The organism is Virgisporangium ochraceum, assembly GCF_016863655.1.
Taxonomy (GTDB): Bacteria; Actinomycetota; Actinomycetes; order Mycobacteriales; family Micromonosporaceae; genus Virgisporangium; species Virgisporangium ochraceum.
On sequence record NZ_BOPH01000015.1, the window covers coordinates 26518 to 43539 of the forward strand.

Below are 17022 nucleotides of genomic sequence, written 5' to 3' on the forward strand. Positions count from 1 at the left end.
CTCTCACCGTGCGACACTGGACGGACGCTTCGAAAGGAGGCCGGACATGAGCGTTGCCACGATCGACCATGTCGGACCTTGGACTGAGGCGGACTATCTGGCGCTGGGAGAAACGCCAAACCGCGTCGAGCTGATCGATGGGAGCCTGCTGGTGAGCCCGGCACCGAACTCGCGGCACCAGCGCCTCTCCCGCCGGTTGGCCAACGATCTTGATGCGGCCGCAACTGCAGCCGGGCTGGTGGTCTACGAAGCCGTGAACGTCCGGCTCCGCACCGATCGGCTCGTCATACCCGACCTGGTTGTAGTTGACCATGACGACGACTTCGTCGTGGTAGACGCCGGCAGGGTGGCTCTGGTCGCAGAGATCGTCTCACCAGGTAACGCCGGCGCCGACCGGGTAGTGAAAATGCAGCTCTACGCCGCTGCCGGAATCGAGTGGTACCTGCTGGTCGAGCAGGACTCCTCAGACAGTCTCACCCTCCGCCTGAACCGCTTGGACGGTTCGCATTACATCGAGGATCGCGTTGCCAAGACCGGCGAAAGCCTGGCGTCCAGCGAGCCCTTCCAGATCGATCTCGACACCCGATCGCTGCTGCGTTTCTGATGGCCATGTAGCAACGGGCGCGGACAGCGGCAGCCCGCGGCGAGCGGGTAGGCATATCCCCCGGGGGGCCATCGGCTTGGTCGCTACGAGTACGCTCCACCTGAAAGCGGAAGGTCGGCGGTTCGACCCCGCCCCTGCCCACCGAAGCTCTCGCCGGGCTTTGCAGCGGCCACCAGCGGAAACGTGGGTGGCCGCTTTGCTGTCCCGTCAGTCGGCGATCCCCGTCAGTCGGTGATCGCCCTGGCCCACGGGAGGAGCAGCCGCTCCACCGCGGAGACCGTGTAGTAGAGCACCACGCTCATCATCCCCAGCAGCACGATGCAGCTGAACGCCAACGGGGTGTCGAGCGACGAGCCGGAGATCACGATCACCGAGCCCAGCCCCCTACCCGGGTTGGAGATCTCCGCGACGATCGCGCCGATGACGGACAGGGTGATCGCCACCTTCAGGCCCACGAACACCTGGGGCAGCGCCCACCGCACCCGGACCTTCACGAACATCTGCCACCAGTTCGCCGACAACGACCTGCCCAGCTCGGCGAACTCCACCGGGGTGGAGCCGAGACCGGCCATCGTCGCCACCACGATCGGGAAGAAGCAGATCAGCACCACCAGGATGATCTTCGGCTTGGCACCGAAGCCGAGCCACACCACCAGCAGCGGCGCCAACGCCACCTTCGGGATCGAGTTGAGTGCCACGAACAGCGGCATCACCGCGCGCTCGACCGGCTTCACCGCGGCGAGGAGGGTCGCCGCCGTCAGGCCCAGTACCACCGCGATCGAGTACCCGGCGAGCACCTCGGACAGCGTGACCCACGTCTGCTCCATCATGTACGCCGGTTCCCGCAGAAACGACTCGACGACATCGGGCGGCGCCGGCAGGAAGAAGGGCCTGATGGCGAAGACGATCGTGGCGCCCCACCAGACGGCGACCGCGACCGCGGCGCCGAGCAACGGCAGCAGGACGTTCGTCAGTCGCGACGGGCGCAGCCGGGCGACGCCCGAACCGACCAGGCCCACGAGACCGGTCGCGGTCACGACGCGGCCCGCCGGCCGACGGTCGAGAACATGAGGTGACCGCGGATCACGAGCCGCGGATCGGCGACCAGCGCCCACAACCGCTCGATCAGGTGAGCGCCGAAGCCGGTCCCGACGAACCCCGCCCGCAGCTGGGCCAGGTTCGCCCGGATGATCATCGCGCCCGCCGTGCCGCCCGGCCAGGACCGGGCATCGACCGCGGTGTCCACATCGCGGAGACCGGCGCGCAGCATCTCCGCGTGGATGCGGGTCGCCCAGAGCGGATCGTTGCCGTTCCGGCGCAGGAGCGTCATGAGGTGGTCGTGGTAGGTCTCGACCAGCTCACGGTCGGCCCCGGACGGCGCGCTCAGCACCAGCGCCTGGCCGATCCCGGTCGCCCAGTCCTCCAGAACCAGCGCGCCGCCGGGCGCGAGCGCGGCCGCCAGCCGGGGAAGGATCGCGTCCCGCTCCGGTAGGTGCAGCATCACCATCCGGGCGTGGATGACGTCCCACGGCCCGTCCGGAACCGGGTCGGTCACCAGGTCGTGGCGCAGCACGGAGTAGCCGTCGCCGTCACGCAGGTACCGGGGGTTCAGGTCGGTGGCCAGCACGTGTCCGGTGGGGCCGACCCGGTCGACCAGCCACCGGGCGACGCTTCCGCCGCCGGCGCCGAGCTCGAGGCACCGTCGGCCGGTCAGGTCGCCCAGGCCGGAGAGCCGGGCGACGGTGAACGGATCGGCCACCGTCGCCAGGTACCCGTGCCGGTCGGCGGCCTCGGGATCGTCGTTGTCGAACGAGTACGCCGGCGACGGGGACCGCGTCGAGCCGGTCACGGCCCGGGAGCCAGGTCGAACGCGACCACCTTGTCCGGGGTCAGCCCGGCCGGTACGAGACCCGCGCCCTGCAGGGTCGCGATCGCCCGGCCGACCTTGGCCTCGTCGAGGGTGCCGATGCCGCCCGACGGAGTCCTGACGTACGGCGTCATCGCGGTGATCTCGCCGACCGCCGCGACCTTGGCGACCTTCGGCTGGTCCTTGATCAGGATGTCGGCGGCCTCGTCGGGGTGCTCGAGCGTGTACGTGAGCCCTTTCAGCAACGCGTCCCGGAACCGCTTGGCCAGGTCGGGGTTCCCGGAGACGATCGCGTCGCTCGTGATCAGCGCGTTGCCGAACAGGTCGTGCAGGAAGTCGCTGTAGGGCATCACGCTGATCTTCTGCTTCGTGGCCGCCTCGATGCCCTGCTTGCCGATCAGGAACGTGCTCACGGCGTCGACCTGCTTGGCGCTCAGCGCCGCGGCGAGCGCCGTGGGCGCCAGGTTCTGCATGGTGACGGACTTGTCGCTGAAGCCTGCCAGCTTCGCGTAGGCGGGAAAGAGCAACTGGTTCACCGACGCGGTGGCCGCGCCCAGCCTCTTGCCCACGAGGTCCGAGGGCTTGGAGACTCCCCCGCCCTCGATCGACAGGATCGCGACGAGCGTCTGCTGGTGGATGGCCGCGATGCTCTTGACGTCGCCGAACTTCCCGTTGCCGATGTTGATCATCGCGCCGGTCAGGTCGGTCAGGGCGAACTGGGCCTGCCCCGAGGTGACCGCCTTGAGCGAGGCCTCCGTGCCGCTACCGAGGACGATGTCGACGTCGATCCCGACGTCGGCGAAGTAGCCCTTCTCCTTGGCCACCCAGACCATCGCGTCACGGCCGACCGCGCCGAACGCGGTCATGTAGGAGACCTCGTCGACCGTGCCGCCCCCGTCGTCGCCCCCACCGGAGCACCCGGCGGTGGTGACGGCCAGCAGCATGGCCAGCGCACCCGCCAGCCCTCCGAGTCGCCCGTTCATCCTGTGTCCCTCCCCCAGAGGCAGAGACACACGTTGCCAGCGCACCACGGGCCAATCAATTCATAAATCGACATTTATGACTGCGTGAGAAATGTCGGAAAAGCGGCTGCCGCGCCGGGCGGGAGGCGAGCGCCGGGCGATCAGGGAGCGGCGGGCGATCAGGGAGCGGCGTCGGCCCTGGGCGGGGCCTCGGTGCCGCCGAGTTGCTCGGCGACCGCGGTGAGACCGGCGCGGACCGAGTCGACCAGGTTGTGGGCGGGCTCCACCAGCACGCCGTCGCTGCCGGCGATCACCAGGCCCAGCATCAGGCCCACGACCCCCGTGACGACCGTGCGCAGCCGACTGCCACGATCGAGGCTCAACACGACCAGCACGCCGACCAGCACCACACCGAAGAGTCCCAGGCTCATGCGATCGCTCCGCTGCGCTCCGCGATGCATTCGCAAGGCACTGAGTTGATGATTCGCTCGCTCATGCCCCGCTGGATCGGCAGCGCGTCGTCACTCCGGACCACTTCGCCGGCCGAAATGGTGGCAAGTTGGCGCCCGCTTATCCGAACATGAGGTAGTATTCGGACAAATAGGTCATTGGGGGTAGTCGTGGCATTAGTGCTGTCCGCGGATGACGATCCGGACATCCGGCGGTTGATCGAGCGGGTGCTGGTGGGGGCGGGTCACCGGGTGATGCTGGCGCCGGACGGCCAGGCCGCCCTCGACGCCGCCTTCGACGAGGACCTGGACTTCGACCTGGTGATCCTCGACGTCGAGATGCCACGCATGCGCGGGCTCGACGCCTGCCGGATCCTGCGCGACGACCCCCGCACCGCCCACCTGCCGGTGATCATCGCCAGTGGCTCGCTGGCCTCGCCCTACGTCGACGTCACCGAGTACGGGGCCACCGCCAGCCTGCACAAGCCGTTCACCCCGGCACAGCTGCGCGATGCCGTCGAACGTGAGCTGAACGCGGCGAGCACCCGCCGCTAGGTAAAGCTATGCGCAGCCGTGCTTGCGGATCGTCGCGACCGCCGAGCCGGCCAGCATGAGCAGGCACTGTTCGAGCTTGCCGTCGACCTGTGCGGCGCGGAACAGGGCCGTCGCCGTCGACAGGTCGGCGTTGGCGTACGCGCTGAGGAACCTGGCCACCCAGCGCGCGTCGTAGGCGGCCTGCTCGATGTCGGGGAAGTCCAGGCGCCACGGGCCCTTCGCCAGGCCCTCGCCGATCATGGTCGCGGCCAGTCCCCAGGCCAGCTCGCAGGCGGCCTCGACCCCACCGCGGTGGACCATCTCGTCGAACGCGCCGACGACCCCGTCTCCATCGCCGGCGAACGCCGATCGAAGTACCTGTGCGGCGTCAGCCTGTACTTCGAGTGGATCGGTCACGCGCCGAACAGTAGGACCGAGCGTCAAGCCTGCGGCGGCATATCGATCTTGCGCAATGTGCAGGTCAGACGGGCCGTACAGATGCGTGCGCCGCTCTCGTCGGTGATCACGATCTCGTAGCTGGCGATCGAACGGCCGAGGTGGAGCGGGGTGGCGACCCCGGTGACGATCCCGGACCGGGCCGACCGGTGATGTGTGGCACTGATGTCCACGCCGAGTGCGACACCGCCGAACAGTTCCGCCGCGTGGGCACTCGCACCGAGTGAGCCGAGGGACTCGGCCAGTACGCACGAGGCACCGCCGTGGAGCAGCCCGAACGGCTGGGTGTTGCCCTTCACCGGCATGGTGCCGACCACGCGCTGGGGAGTCAGTTCGGTGATCGTGATCCCCATCAGGTCGGGCAGCGTGCCGCTGGACGCACCCGTAACAACGCTCTCGGTCACGATCACCCACCCTACCCAGGGTCGCTGACCTGCGGACCTTCGGTGCACAGAGAGATAGGCAACGCCGGAACCGGAAGCTCCTTCACGGTTGACCCACGTGAGCCGCTATCGTGGCCCACCGTCAGCACTGGCGCGCGAGGGAGCGATCAATGTCCGATCGACCGGTCGACCACAAGTCGAACCGCTGGTCACGGAGGTGCCTCGCCGCGGCCGCCGTCCTCACCCTGCTCCTCACCACGGGATGCAACGAGGAGGAGCCGAACACCACCACCAACGGTGACGATGCGGTCCGGCTCTACGGCACCGACGGCAACATGACCAGCACGTTCGGCGGGACCTTCAAGGACAACGCCGGCCTGCTGAACGGCATGCGGGGCACGTCTCCGCTCACGCCGCTGTCCGAGGAGTTCAAGAACCGGCTGCGCGCGGTCGACTCCAGCCTCACGAACGACTTCCTCTACGCGGCCGAGGCGTACGACGCGGTCGTGATCGCCGCGCTCGCCGCGGAGACGGCCCGCAGCGTCGACCCGCCGCAGATCGCGAAGTACATGACGGCCGTCACGGTCACCAAGGACGCGAGCGTCGCGCCGTGCCTCACGATCCAGACGTGCCTCGCGGGCATCCGGGCCGGCGACGACATCGCCTTCCGGGGCGTCAGCATGCGACGCAGCGGGCTCACCGATGGCGGCGAGCCGTCGTCGGCCAGCTACGGCTCGCTGATCTTCGGCCGGTCGAACCTCGTCGACGACGACAAGACCGAGTTCGTCGCGGCCGGCGACGAGAAGACCGAGGCCAAGGAGCAGCCCACACCGCCGTCGCGCAGCGGCAACGGCCGCACCACGACGCCGCTGCGCTTCGGCGCGCTGCTGCCGAAGTCCGGCGACCTGAAGGCCGCCGGTCCGCCGATCTTCGCCGGCATGCGGCTGGCGATCAACGAGGTCAACGCGGCCGGCGGCGTGCTCGGCCAGCAGGTCGTCTACGTCGACGGCGACGACGGCACCGACCCGAAGGTTGCCGCCGCCCAGGTCGACAAGCACATCGCGGACGGGGTCCAGGTGATCGTGGGCGCGGCGGCGTCAGGCATCACCAAGGCGATCCTTCCCAAGATCATTGCGGCGCAGCGGGTGCTGATCTCGCCGTCGGCCACCGCCGACGCGCTCACCACCGAGCCCGACGGCAACCTGTTCTTCCGCACCTCACCCCGCGACACGCTCCAGTCGACCGCGCTCACCGACGTGATCATGCGGTACGGGGCCCGCAAGGTCGTGATCGTCGCCCGCGACGACAGCTACGGCCTCGGCCTCAGCGACAAGGTCGCCGAGCAGTTGAAGGCGGCCGGCGTGAAGGAGCTGAAGGCGCTCAAGTACGAGGTCCGCAAGGAGTACTCGGTGGACCAGTTCACCGCGCTCGCCACCGAGACGGTCGACTTCAAACCCGATTCCGTGCTGGTCATCGGCTTCGAGGAGTCCGGAAACATGATCAAGGCGCTGTCGGCACGGGGGATGAAGTTCCACGACTGAACGGCGGGTCCACCTGGCACGTTTCTGGGATCTGCTGTCCGTCCGGCAGGCCGTACCTTCATCGCATCAGTTGAGGCTGCACAAGTCGAAGAAGTGCGAGAGGACGCCATGAGCGAGTACGAAGACCCCGGTACGGAGCCCACCACCGAGGAGCCGGGCTACACCGAGCCGGCCGACGACTACAGCAACACGGTCGTCGCCACCACCACCGACGGTCAGACGATCTACACCACCGACGCCGACGGCGACGGGTACGCCGAGTCCGTCGAGGTCGACGCCGACTCCGACGGCAACATCGACCGGTCCTTCCAGGACACCGACGGCGACGGCCGCCTCGACACCGTGATCGTCGACGCGAACGACGACGGCTACGCCGACGCCGCCTACCGCGACACCGACGGCGACGGCCGGGTCGACCAGGTCCAGCTCGACCGGAACAACGACGGCCTCGTCGACGTCGACGCCCGCGACACCGACGGCGACGGCCGCGTCGACCAGGTGAGCGTCGACCGTGACTTCGACGGCCGCGAGGACCTCCGCGCCATCGACGTCGACGGTGACGGCGACGTGGACGTCGTGGTGACCGACACCGACGGTGACGGCGTGCTCGACACGGAGCGCTACGTCGACCCGAGCGCCAACCCGTACGCCAACAACTGAGAACGGGAGGGCGGGCCTGTGCCCGCCCTCTCGATTGTCACGGCCGGTTCCGCGGCATACGTTGTTCGCCATGGCTGAGAAGGAGACCGTCGAAACGCGCGGTGACGAACGGGTGGACCTGATCGTCGCCGACACCAACCACGACGGGAAACCGGACATGTGGGCGGTCGACACCGACGGCGACGGCAAGCCCGACCTGTTCCAGTTCGACACCGACGGCGACGGCAAGGTCGACGTCACCATGGTCGACATCGACCAGGACGGCAAGCCCGAAACCATCGTCGACGGCGACGGCGGTCTCCCGCCGCCCGGCCTCTGATCCGCCGACCGGTCTGTGGAGCATCATCTTCTGGAGATAGTCGGCCTGGTCGCCATCGTGGTGGCCGTGTCGGCCGCGGCCAAACGGTTCGGCCTGCTGACTCCGATCGTCCTGGTGATCGCGGGGCTCGCGCTCTCGGTGGTCCCCGGGTTCCCCGAAATCCATCTCGAATCCGAGTTCGTCCTCATCGGGGTCCTCCCGCCGCTGCTCTACGTCGCGGCGCTGGAGACCTCGGTTCCGGCGTTCCGGTTCAACTTGCGCCCGATCCTGCTCCTGGCGATCGGGCTCGTGCTGTTCACCGCGTTCTCGGTCGGCTTCGTGGCGCACGCGCTGCTGCCGGGTGTCCCGTTCTCGATCTGCCTCGCGCTCGGCGCGGTGGTGGCGCCGCCCGACGCGGTCTCCGCGACCGCGGTGGCGCGGCGGATCGGCCTGCCCCGGCGGATGGTCACCATCCTCGAGGGCGAGAGCCTGATCAACGACGCCACCGCGCTGGTGCTGCTGCGGCTCGCGGCCCTGGCGGCGGCGGGCGGCTCGGTCGGACCCGCGAACATCGCGTGGAACAGTCTCCTGGCGGCCGGCGGCGGCATCCTGTTCGGCGTCCTCGGCGCGCTGGTCTTCGGGTTCCTGCACAAGCGGACCAGCGACCCGCTGATCGACAACGCGCTGTCCCTGATCACCCCGTTCGTGGTGGTGATCGCCGCCGAGACGGTCCACGCGTCGGGGGTCGTCGCGGTGGTCGTCACCGGGCTGGCCCTCGGCCACCGGTGGCCGACGCTCATGTCGGCGGCGTCGCGCCTGCAGATGGGCGCGTTCTGGCGGCTGGTCAACTTCATGCTCGAGGGCCTGGTGTTCCTCCTCGTCGGGCTGCAGCTGCGCCAGATCATGGACGGTCTGGAGACGTCGACCGGAACGGTGGCGGCGGTCACCGGCGCGGTGTTCGCCACGGTGATCATCGCCCGCTTCGTGTGGCTCTACCCGGTGACCTACCTGGTCCGGCTGGTGCCGCGCATCCGGGAACGCGACCCGAGGCCGCCCATCCAGGTGCCCACGGTGCTGGCCTGGGCCGGCATGCGGGGCGTGGTGACGCTCGGCGCCGCCCTGACCCTCCCGGACACGCTTGCCGACGGCCGCGAGTACCCGCGCGACCTGTTCCTGTTCATCGCGTTCGCCACGATCGTCGGCACCCTGCTGCTGCAGGGCATGACGCTGCAGCCGCTGGTCCGCCGGCTCAAGCTCCAGCCCGACGACCCGCAGGCCGACGTGCTGGCCGAGGCCGCCATCCAGAACCGTGCGAGCCGGGCGGCCCGCGACCGGCTCGACGAGCAGGCCGGCGACGCGCCGGAGACCGTCGTCAAACGGCTTGAGAAGCTCACACAGCAACGGAACAACGTCGCGTGGGAGAGACTGGGGGCCGCGGGCACGGAGACGCCCTCGCGGGCCTACGTCCGGCTGCGCCGGGAGATGATCGACGCCGAACGGGAAGTATTCCGGAAGGCGCGCGACGAGGGCCGCATCACCGAAGAGGTCCTGCGCCGTGCCCAACACGAGATGGACCTGGAAGAGTCGATGCTCGAACGCAAACTGGAGACCTCATGACCTGTGCACACCTCGCCGCGACCCCGCTCGACGCCAAGCCGGTGCCGGAGGTGCGCGAGTGCGTCGACTGCGTGGCGCTGGGCCACCGCGACTGGGTGCACCTGCGGCTGTGCCTGGAGTGCGGGCATGTCGGCTGCTGCGACTCGTCACCCGGACGGCACGCGAGCGCCCACTACAAGGAGATCAAGCACCCGGTGGTGCGGTCGATCGAGCCCAACGAGCGGTGGCGCTGGTGCTTCGTCGACGAGGAGGTCGTCGGCTGAAGGCCGTCGCGTCGGTCCGGCGGCGCCGGACCGACGCTCAGCGCTTCTGCTTCGCGACGTAGTCCTGCCAGTTCTTGATCAGCGTCGCCCGCGGGACTCCGAGCACCTGGCTGATCACGACCTCCTCGTTGGAGGTCTGCTGGAACCGCTCGTACAGCTGGATGAGCTTGGTCTCGCCGTAGGTCTCCGAGATCATGCGGTTGGCCAGCCAGGCGGTGATGTAGTTCATCGGCTCGTCGTAGAACTGCTCGCCGGCGAACAGGTTCTCGGTCTGCACCCCGTCGAGGGCGCGCTTCAGGCTGTTCGTGTCGATCTGGGCGCCCTTGTACGAGACGTACTCGGCGAACCCCTCGACCAGCCACGTGGGCGTCCAGCCGGTGGTGACCGGCGCCATCGCCGCGTGGGTGAACTCGTGCGACATGTCGGCGCTGAGGACGTCGTTGTCCTCGTCGATCTCGTCGGGGTTGAAGATCACCCGGGTGGCCGAGTAGTTCGCCGTGCCGTTCCAGTCGGGCACGTCGTCGTAGTGCGGCACCGCGATCGCGGCGACCTGGTCGACCCGTTCCGGACTGGCGCCGAAGTACGCGTCGAACACCGCCCGGTCGCGCACGGCCGTCATGAAGACCTTGCCGACCCACTGGTTCGGCCGCACGAGCGCGACCTGGTCCATCGCCTCGTCGGCGATCCGGATGAGCGTGCCGGCCCGGCTCCGGTTGTTGGCGGAGAAGATGCCGACGACCTTCTCGCCCTTCTCCACGATGATCGGACCGGCGTCCCAGGGCTGCCCGCCGACCCCGGACGGCAGCTCTTTGCCCTTGGCCTCACCGACCAGTCGCCACTGCGACGACACCAGCGCGAAGATCGGCACCCACGGGGCGGCCACCGGGTCGTTGTCGACCCCCTCGATGCGGTGGATGATCGCGACGCCGGGCGCCCGCACCTGGTCGCCGTACTTGGTCTTCAGCTCGGTGGGGATGCTGTCGTCGTACCCGCCCCCGCCGCCGATCTTGTAGCTGAACTCGGCGAACGGCAGCTTGATCAGGTTCTCGTAGACCGTCTCCTGGCGCTTGGTGAGCTCGGCGTCGGTCTTGTCGATGTCGGCCATGAACGCGGTCTTGTCGCGGCTGTTGACCGCCTTCGACCGGCGGTTGAGCACCTCGATGATCGCCGTGTCGCGGGCGTCGGGCGCGGTGCCGGCCTTGCCCGGTCCGCCCAGCGAGCGGGCCACCCCGTCGGGACCAGCGGCGACGAACGCCGCGGCACCGCCGCCCGCGCCGAGCACGAGCAGCAGGGCCACCACGACGGCGGCCGCCAGCCCTCGGCGGCGGCGCCGGGGCGGCGGAAGGTAGACCGGCCGCGGGTACTGGGAGGGGTACTGCGACGGGATGACCGGCTGGTAGTAGTTCGGGGGCGGCGTATAGCCAGGTGCCGCATACCCTGAGTAACCGCCCCGGTCGGGCGGGCGGTACTGGGTCGGAATGATCGCGACGGTCGGTTCCCGGACCACGAGCGGCTGTGCCGGCTCACCCGCATGGGCGGGGGGCGGGAGTGGGCTCGTCACGGACACCTACCTACGGATCGGGGCTCCACAATCTTCCTTGAGCATCGCGTACCGTGTCGACACTCAATGGACGAGTGCGGCCCGTATCGAGCCGAATACCCGACATGCCCAGGTGCGGGCGTACCGCATCCGACAACCGACCGGTCTCAGCGCCTGCCTGGAAAGGGACGGCCGCACGGACGCTAGCCGAGCGTATCCAGTTCGGAAACGACGTTGTTCGACAGCACGGCGCCGTCCCACCGCACCTGGCGCAGGTACCACCGCTGCTGCGGCGAGCGGTTGGTGTTGAACTGCCATTCGCCACGCGGGCTGCTGATCTGGCCCACCCGTCCGATCGCCGCGTTCAGCGACTCGCCGGAGAGTTCGCCCTCGACCAGTCCCAGCGCCTGGTTCAGCACCGCTCCCGCGTCGTACGAGGCCATCGCGTACGTGGTGGGACTCACCTGGTGCTTCTTCTGGTACTCCGCGGCGAACCGCCGGTTGGCGGCGTTGTCGAGGTCGGGTGAGTAGTTGAACGACGTCCACACGTCTCTGGCCGCGTCGCCCTGCTGCTTCAGCAGCGGACCCTCGGTGAGGAACCCGGGGCCGAACAGCGGGATCTTCGGGTTCTTGTCCCGGAAGGCGGCGCTGTACTGCTTCACGAACGCCTCGGCCTGGGATCCGGCGAAGAACGCGAAGATCGCCTTGACCGTCTGGCTGTTGCGCAGCGGCTGGAGGAACGAGTTGAAGTCGGCGGCGCCGGCCGGCACGTACGTCGCCTGGCTCTCGATGCGCCCACCGGCCGAGACCAGCGTCTGCTGGAAGCCCTGCACGGCGTCGCGGCCGATCGACTCCGAGGCGATCATCGCGGCGGTTCCGCCACCGAGCTGCGAGGCCACGTACTCGCCGAGCGCCACGCCCAGCTCGGTGTCGACGTAGGACGTGCGCCAGATGTACAGCGTGCTGAGCTGCGGCGGCGACGCGTTCGAGCCGATCAGCGGGATGTGTGCCTGCTCGACGATGTCGCGCACCTCGACCATCGCCTGCGCACTGGCGATGCCCGTGACGGCCAGCACCTTCTCCTGCTTGAGCTTCTCCATCGCGGCCTTGGCCGACTCTTTGGTCTCACCCTCGTCGGCCGCGACGAGCTGGACGTCGTAACCGCCGAGCCGCCGCCCGTTGAGGGTGAGGAACAGGTCGAAGCCCTGGCGCATGTCGTCGCCGATGAACTTGTTCGCACCCGTCTCCGGCAGCAGCAGGCCGATCTTGACGGTGCCCTTCGACGCGGTCGAGGTGTCGTCGTCGTTTGACGAGCCGCACGCGGAGAGGAACGGAGCGGCCGCACCGGCGGCGCCCAGTGATCCGAGCAGCCGCAGAGCGCCCCGCCTACTGAGTTGGGACAAGTTCCATCCTCCAGGTGAATGCGGACCGTTCTGCCGCCCGTTGGCGTTCCTACCGGGTAAGGCGCGGCCAGTCAATGCCGAGAGTCACCGTAGCTCGCCCACCGCGGTCACCACGTTCTCCCAGGTCGGCGACAGCGGGTCGATGAGCGCGAAATGGTCGACCCCGGAAAGCACCGTGATTCGGCATAGATCTCCGGCCACAGAAGCCGCATATCCGGCAGAGTTCTCTACCGGAACGCTGTCGTCGGCGTCCCCATGGATGATCACAGTGGGTACCGGAAGCGGCCCGCGTCGAGCCGGATCGGCCCGGTCGAAACGCGATGGGACCTCGTGCGGGCCGCCCCCGAGCAGGGCCGCGATCGCGTCCGACCCGATCCCCGCGCGGTACGCGGCGCCCAGGTCGGCCACCGGTGCCAGCGCCACCACCCCGGCCAGACCCGGGGTGTGAGCGTTCAGCAGCGCCAGGTGCCCGCCGGCGGAGTGCCCGACGAGGATCGCGCCGGCCGGGTCGGCGTGCGGACGCACCAGGTCCGGCAGCGCCGCGAGGGCGGCCGCCACGTCGTCGAGCGTTCCCGGCCAGCCGCCGCCGGACTGCCCGACCCGGCGGTACTCCGGGCAGGCGACCGGGTACCCCCGGGCCGCCAGGTCGGCCGCGAGCGGACCGGCGTGCGCCCGGTCGTAGGCTGCCCGCCAGAACCCGCCGTGCACGAAGATCACCAGCGGTCCGGTCTGCGTGGCCGGAAGCCGCAGGTCGATCACGTGGTCGGGATGGTCGCCGTACCGGAGCACGACGTCGGGTGGCGGCGCGGGTCGGGTTAGAACGTCACTCACGGGGCAAGTGTGGACCCGTTCGGAGATGAGCGAGGATGGACCCCATGGCAGAGGAAGCCCAGCAGGAGGATGGCCGCACCGTGCTCGTGGTCGGGCCCGACGGCCGCCCGATCGGCACTGTCGACGTCGACGTCGACGGAGACCGCGACGGCGACGACAAGGAGGACCCGGCCCGGCTGATCGAGCAGCCGGCGAAGGTCATGCGGATCGGCAACATGATCAAGCAACTGCTCGAAGAGGTCCGCGCCGCGCCCCTCGACGACGCCGGGCGCCAGCGGCTCAAGGAGATCCACCGCCGCTCGATCCTCGAACTGGAGGACGGCCTGGCGCCGGAGCTCCGCGACGAGCTGGAGCGGATCACGCTGCCGTTCGCCGACGGCACGCCCTCCGAGGCCGAGCTGCGCATCGCGCAGGCCCAGCTGGTCGGCTGGCTGGAGGGCCTGTTCCACGGCATCCAGGCCGCGATCGTCGCCCAGCAGATGGCGGCGCGGGCGCAGCTGGAGCACATGCGTGGCGCCCGTCCGGCCCTGCCGATGAGCGGCCGGGGCATCCCGGGCATGCCGGGCGCCCCGAGCGAGGGCGAGAGCCCCGGCCAGTACCTCTGAGCCGTCCGCGGCGGGTCAGCCCGCCCGGGAGGCGAACTCGCGCTCCAGCCAGGTGGCGACGCCGTCCTCGTCGTTGCTGCCGGTCACCTCGTCGGCGACGTCCCTGACGGTCGGGTGGGCGTTGGCCACGGCCACCGCCCGTCCGGCCCAGGCGAGCATCGGGATGTCGTTGGGCATGTCGCCGAACACCACGACGTCGGCGGGCTCCACGCCGAGCCGGGCGGCCACCCACGCCACCCCCGAGGCCTTGGTGACCCCCGCCGCCGAGATCTCGACCAGCCCGGACAGCGACGAGTGGGTCGCCTCGTACACCCCTTCGAGCGTGGCCGAGACCAGCGCGAGGAACTCGTCGGAGTCCCTGTTCGACGCCGACCGCACGAGCAGCTTCGCGGCCGGCTCGGCGACCACGTCGGCCAGTGGGCCGATGCGCCGGCCGTCCATGGTCCGCTCCCACATGCCGACGTCGTACCGGTCCTCGTGGACCATCGTGCGGCCGCCGTCGAGCTCGACCGCGAACACCGCGTCGGGCACGGCGCTCCGCAGGGCCTCGCAGGCGTGTGCCAGCTCGTCGGCGGCCAGTGGCGCGGAGTGCAGCAGCTCGTCGGCCTCGGGGTCGTACACCGCCGCGCCGTTGGCCACGACCGAGATCGGCTTGTGGCCCAACATCTCGTAGATCGGCAGGACCCACCGCAGCGGCCGCCCGGTGGCGATCACCAGGGGCACGGGCAACGAGTCGAGCACGGCGAGTGTGCGGTCGCTCAGGGTTCGGTCGGAACGGACGAGGGTCCCATCGAGGTCGGTGGCGACGAGCTTCACGAGCCCAACATACGGGCCAGGTACCGGGCCACCCCGTCGTCGTCGTTGCTCCCGATGATCTCGTCGGCGGCCGCCCGCACCTGCGGGTGCGCGTTGGCCACGGCCACCCGTCCGAACCCGGCCCAGGCGAACATCGGCAGGTCGTTGGGCATGTCGCCGAACACGAGCACGTCGTCGGGGTCGACACCGAGGGCGTTGACCACCACCGCCAGCCCGGTCGCCTTGTCGACACCGGGCGGGCAGATCTCGATGTAGCCGAGCCCCGCCTGCGTGATCGACGCCACATCCGGCGGCACCGCACGGCGCGCGATCTCCAGCAGGCCGTCGGCGTCGTGCGCGGGGTGCCGGGCGAACCCCTTGATCACGGGACCGGTGAGGCAGTCGGCGCGCACCCGCGCCTCCACGGCGTCGGGGTAGCGCCAGGCGGGATCGGGGTCGCCCCACAACGGCGACTCCGGGCCGTCTCCAGCTTCGATCAAGATCGATAGTGGACCGCGACAAGCGCGCTCGATCGACGCCAGTACCTCCGCGAGCACGTCACCCGGAAGACGCTCGTCGCGGAGCACGAGGGGTTCATCGGGATCGGTGACGTCGAGCACCCGGCTGCCGCCGCCGAGCACCAGATAGTCGGCGCTCGGAATGTCGGTGCGCACCAGCCCGGTGAGGCGCGGCCCGCGCCCGGTGGCCCCGACGATGCGGATGCCGGCGGCCTTCACCCGGGCGAGAACGTCGTGCGTGTAGGCACTGACCGTGTCGTCGCTGCGCACGAGAGTGCCATCGAGGTCGGTGGCGATCAGTTTTGGCAGACCTGGACGAACCATGTGGCGCTCCTTCCCGGATCGGGGGAGCAACCGTAGCGCGCTTTCGCAACCGCGCCACCTCGAGCAACCAAACGCGAACGAAACTGCTGCTCTTGATTCTTTGGCAGTCCGCTAACGAGGCTTCAGGACGTCGGTGCCGACGAACGCCTGCAACGCCTTGGGAACCCGCACCGACCCGTCGGGCTGCTGGTGGTTCTCCAGGATCGGCACGATCCACCGGGGCGTGGCCAGCGTGCCGTTCAGGGTGGCGACCGGCTGCGTGCCCTTCTCGTCGCGGTACCGGATGTTCAGCCGGCGCGCCTGGTACGACGTACAGTTCGACGTGCTGGTGACCTCGCGGTAGCGGTTCTGCGAGGGCACCCACGCCTCGCAGTCGAACTTGCGGGCCGCGCTGCTGCCGAGGTCGCCGGCGGCCACGTCGATCACCCGGTACGGGATCTCGACCTTGGCCAGCAGCTCCTCCTCCCACGCCAGCAGTCGGAGGTGCTCGTCGTGTGCCTGCTCGGGCCGGCAGTACGAGAACATCTCGATCTTGTCGAACTGGTGCACGCGGATGATGCCGCGGGTGTCCTTGCCGTGCGAGCCGGCCTCGCGGCGGAAACACGACGACCAGCCCGCGTACCGGCGCGGCTCGGCGAGGTCGTCGAGGATCTCGCCCGAGTGGTAGCCGGCTAGCGGCACCTCGCTGGTGCCGACCAGGTACAGGTCGTCGGCCTCGAGCCGGTAGACCTCACTGGCGTGCTCGCCGAGGAACCCGGTGCCCTGCATGACCTCGGGCTTCACCAGCACCGGCGGGATCATCGGGATGAACCCGTACTCGACGGCCTGCTGCATCGCCAGGTTGAACAGGCCGAGCTGCAGCATCGCGCCGACACCGGTGAGGAAGTAGAACCGCGAGCCCGACACCTTCGCGCCGCGCTCCATGTCGATCGCGCGCAGTGCCTCACCGAGCTCGAGGTGGTCGCGTACCCGGTCGAGGGTGGGATGCTCGCCGACCTCGCGCAGCACGACGTAGTCGTCCTCGCCGCCGGCCGGCGCGCCCTCCTCGATGACGTTCGGGATCGCGAGCTGGGCCGCCTTCAGCGCGTCCTCCGCCGCGGTGACCGCCGCCGAGGCCGCCTTCACGTCGTCGGCGAGGGTCCTGGTGCGGGCCAGCAGTGCGGCCTTCTCGTCGCCGCTCGCCTTCGGCATCTGCTTGCCGAGCTGCTTCTGCTCGGCGCGTAGCGCCTCGAACCGGGCCACCGCCTCGCGCCGGGCCACGTCGGCCGCCAGCAGCGTGTCGACCTTCGCCGCGGACTCGCCCCGGGCCTCCTGGCTCGCACGTACCAGGTCGGGGTTGTCTCTGAGCAGCTTCAGGTCAATCACGGTGAAC

20 protein-coding genes are annotated in these 17022 nt (G+C 69.6%); 8 read left to right on the forward strand and 12 right to left on the reverse strand.

The annotated features are described in order from the left end of the window. Positions 1-46: 46 nt before the first annotated feature. On the forward strand, positions 47-604 hold the full coding sequence (locus tag Voc01_RS04870; RefSeq protein WP_203926043.1) for a Uma2 family endonuclease: 558 nt from the start codon (positions 47-49) through the stop codon (positions 602-604). Between the two features lie 224 nt (positions 605-828). Here Voc01_RS04870 and Voc01_RS04875 read toward each other — a convergent pair whose 3' ends face one another. The 4 genes from Voc01_RS04875 to Voc01_RS04890 form a co-directional block, all read right to left on the reverse strand. Then, on the reverse strand, positions 829-1641 hold the full coding sequence (locus tag Voc01_RS04875; RefSeq protein ID WP_239159955.1) for an ABC transporter permease: 813 nt from the start codon (positions 1639-1641) through the stop codon (positions 829-831). After that, entirely contained in the window at positions 1638-2453 is an 816-nt protein-coding gene (locus tag Voc01_RS04880) for a class I SAM-dependent methyltransferase (protein WP_203926044.1), read from the reverse strand. Before Voc01_RS04880 ends, Voc01_RS04875 begins: the two co-directional genes overlap by 4 nt. Beyond that, complete coding sequence (locus Voc01_RS04885; RefSeq protein ID WP_203926045.1) at positions 2450-3454, reverse strand: ABC transporter substrate-binding protein; 1005 nt, start codon at positions 3452-3454, stop codon at positions 2450-2452. The genes Voc01_RS04880 and Voc01_RS04885 overlap by 4 nt, the downstream gene beginning before the upstream one ends. Positions 3455-3612: 158 nt before the next feature. Then, the gene (locus tag Voc01_RS04890) at positions 3613-3864 is read right to left on the reverse strand and encodes a hypothetical protein (protein ID WP_203926046.1); all 252 of its coding nucleotides are present in this window, start codon (positions 3862-3864) and stop codon (positions 3613-3615) included. Between the two features lie 198 nt (positions 3865-4062). Between Voc01_RS04890 and Voc01_RS04895 the strand changes: the two genes are divergently transcribed. Continuing rightward, positions 4063-4437, forward strand: coding sequence for a response regulator (locus Voc01_RS04895; protein WP_203926047.1), 375 nt, complete (start codon positions 4063-4065; stop codon positions 4435-4437). Positions 4438-4443: 6 nt separating this feature from the next. Here Voc01_RS04895 and Voc01_RS04900 read toward each other — a convergent pair whose 3' ends face one another. Together Voc01_RS04900 and Voc01_RS04905 are read right to left on the reverse strand one after the other, a co-directional pair. Further along, the gene (locus tag Voc01_RS04900) at positions 4444-4833 is read right to left on the reverse strand and encodes a hypothetical protein (RefSeq protein WP_203926048.1); all 390 of its coding nucleotides are present in this window, start codon (positions 4831-4833) and stop codon (positions 4444-4446) included. A gap of 23 nt (positions 4834-4856) precedes the next feature. Then, a complete protein-coding gene (locus Voc01_RS04905; protein WP_239159956.1) occupies positions 4857-5282 on the reverse strand; it encodes a hotdog fold thioesterase in 426 nt (141 codons plus the stop codon). 143 nt (positions 5283-5425) lie between these two features. Between Voc01_RS04905 and Voc01_RS04910 the strand changes: the two genes are divergently transcribed. From Voc01_RS04910 to Voc01_RS04930, 5 genes are all read left to right on the forward strand, one after another. After that, entirely contained in the window at positions 5426-6796 is a 1371-nt protein-coding gene (locus Voc01_RS04910) for an ABC transporter substrate-binding protein (protein ID WP_203926049.1), read from the forward strand. A 108-nt stretch (positions 6797-6904) separates the two neighbouring features. Further along, on the forward strand, positions 6905-7456 hold the full coding sequence (locus Voc01_RS53975) for a hypothetical protein (RefSeq protein WP_275423691.1): 552 nt from the start codon (positions 6905-6907) through the stop codon (positions 7454-7456). A 70-nt stretch (positions 7457-7526) separates the two neighbouring features. Next, entirely contained in the window at positions 7527-7775 is a 249-nt protein-coding gene (locus tag Voc01_RS04920) for a hypothetical protein (RefSeq protein ID WP_203926050.1), read from the forward strand. A 15-nt stretch (positions 7776-7790) separates the two neighbouring features. Then, positions 7791-9371, forward strand: coding sequence for a Na+/H+ antiporter (locus Voc01_RS04925; protein ID WP_203926051.1), 1581 nt, complete (start codon positions 7791-7793; stop codon positions 9369-9371). Next, positions 9368-9634, forward strand: a complete 267-nt coding sequence (locus Voc01_RS04930; protein WP_203926052.1) for a UBP-type zinc finger domain-containing protein — start codon at positions 9368-9370, stop codon at positions 9632-9634. Before Voc01_RS04925 ends, Voc01_RS04930 begins: the two co-directional genes overlap by 4 nt. Before the next feature lie 37 nt (positions 9635-9671). Here Voc01_RS04930 and Voc01_RS04935 read toward each other — a convergent pair whose 3' ends face one another. The 3 genes from Voc01_RS04935 to Voc01_RS04945 all read right to left on the reverse strand — a co-directional run bounded on the left by Voc01_RS04935 (position 9672) and on the right by Voc01_RS04945 (position 13408). Then, positions 9672-11195, reverse strand: a complete 1524-nt coding sequence (locus Voc01_RS04935) for a hypothetical protein (protein WP_203926053.1) — start codon at positions 11193-11195, stop codon at positions 9672-9674. 182 nt (positions 11196-11377) lie between these two features. Beyond that, positions 11378-12577 (reverse strand): ABC transporter substrate-binding protein, encoded by a 1200-nt coding sequence (locus tag Voc01_RS04940; protein ID WP_203926054.1) that lies wholly within the window; start codon positions 12575-12577, stop codon positions 11378-11380. Positions 12578-12661: 84 nt separating this feature from the next. After that, positions 12662-13408: an alpha/beta hydrolase family protein gene (locus Voc01_RS04945; RefSeq protein WP_203926055.1), complete on the reverse strand. Its 747-nt coding sequence runs from the start codon at positions 13406-13408 to the stop codon at positions 12662-12664. 35 nt (positions 13409-13443) lie between these two features. Between Voc01_RS04945 and Voc01_RS04950 the strand changes: the two genes are divergently transcribed. Beyond that, positions 13444-14013, forward strand: a complete 570-nt coding sequence (locus Voc01_RS04950) for a bacterial proteasome activator family protein (RefSeq protein ID WP_203926056.1) — start codon at positions 13444-13446, stop codon at positions 14011-14013. A gap of 15 nt (positions 14014-14028) precedes the next feature. Here Voc01_RS04950 and Voc01_RS04955 read toward each other — a convergent pair whose 3' ends face one another. The 3 genes from Voc01_RS04955 to serS form a co-directional block, all read right to left on the reverse strand. Continuing rightward, complete coding sequence (locus tag Voc01_RS04955) at positions 14029-14829, reverse strand: HAD family hydrolase (protein WP_203926057.1); 801 nt, start codon at positions 14827-14829, stop codon at positions 14029-14031. After that, complete coding sequence (locus Voc01_RS04960; RefSeq protein ID WP_203926058.1) at positions 14826-15650, reverse strand: HAD family hydrolase; 825 nt, start codon at positions 15648-15650, stop codon at positions 14826-14828. The genes Voc01_RS04955 and Voc01_RS04960 overlap by 4 nt, the downstream gene beginning before the upstream one ends. 111 nt (positions 15651-15761) lie before the next feature. Further along, the gene (gene serS / locus Voc01_RS04965; protein ID WP_203926059.1) at positions 15762-17015 is read right to left on the reverse strand and encodes a serine--tRNA ligase; all 1254 of its coding nucleotides are present in this window, start codon (positions 17013-17015) and stop codon (positions 15762-15764) included. Positions 17016-17022: the final 7 nt, after the last annotated feature.

What these genes read in the sequence shown, in the direction of transcription:
- Voc01_RS04870 (WP_203926043.1), top strand. Translation starts at nt 47, where the DNA reads ATGAGCGTTGCCACGATCGACCATGTCGGACCTTGGACTGAGGCGGAC.
- Voc01_RS04885 (WP_203926045.1), bottom strand. Translation starts at nt 3,454, where the DNA reads ATGAACGGGCGACTCGGAGGGCTGGCGGGTGCGCTGGCCATGCTGCTG.
- Voc01_RS04890 (WP_203926046.1), bottom strand. Translation starts at nt 3,864, where the DNA reads ATGAGCCTGGGACTCTTCGGTGTGGTGCTGGTCGGCGTGCTGGTCGTG.
- Voc01_RS04910 (WP_203926049.1), top strand. Translation starts at nt 5,426, where the DNA reads ATGTCCGATCGACCGGTCGACCACAAGTCGAACCGCTGGTCACGGAGG.
- Voc01_RS53975 (WP_275423691.1), top strand. Translation starts at nt 6,905, where the DNA reads ATGAGCGAGTACGAAGACCCCGGTACGGAGCCCACCACCGAGGAGCCG.
- Voc01_RS04920 (WP_203926050.1), top strand. Translation starts at nt 7,527, where the DNA reads ATGGCTGAGAAGGAGACCGTCGAAACGCGCGGTGACGAACGGGTGGAC.
- Voc01_RS04930 (WP_203926052.1), top strand. Translation starts at nt 9,368, where the DNA reads ATGACCTGTGCACACCTCGCCGCGACCCCGCTCGACGCCAAGCCGGTG.
- Voc01_RS04950 (WP_203926056.1), top strand. Translation starts at nt 13,444, where the DNA reads ATGGACCCCATGGCAGAGGAAGCCCAGCAGGAGGATGGCCGCACCGTG.
- Voc01_RS04960 (WP_203926058.1), bottom strand. Translation starts at nt 15,650, where the DNA reads ATGGTTCGTCCAGGTCTGCCAAAACTGATCGCCACCGACCTCGATGGC.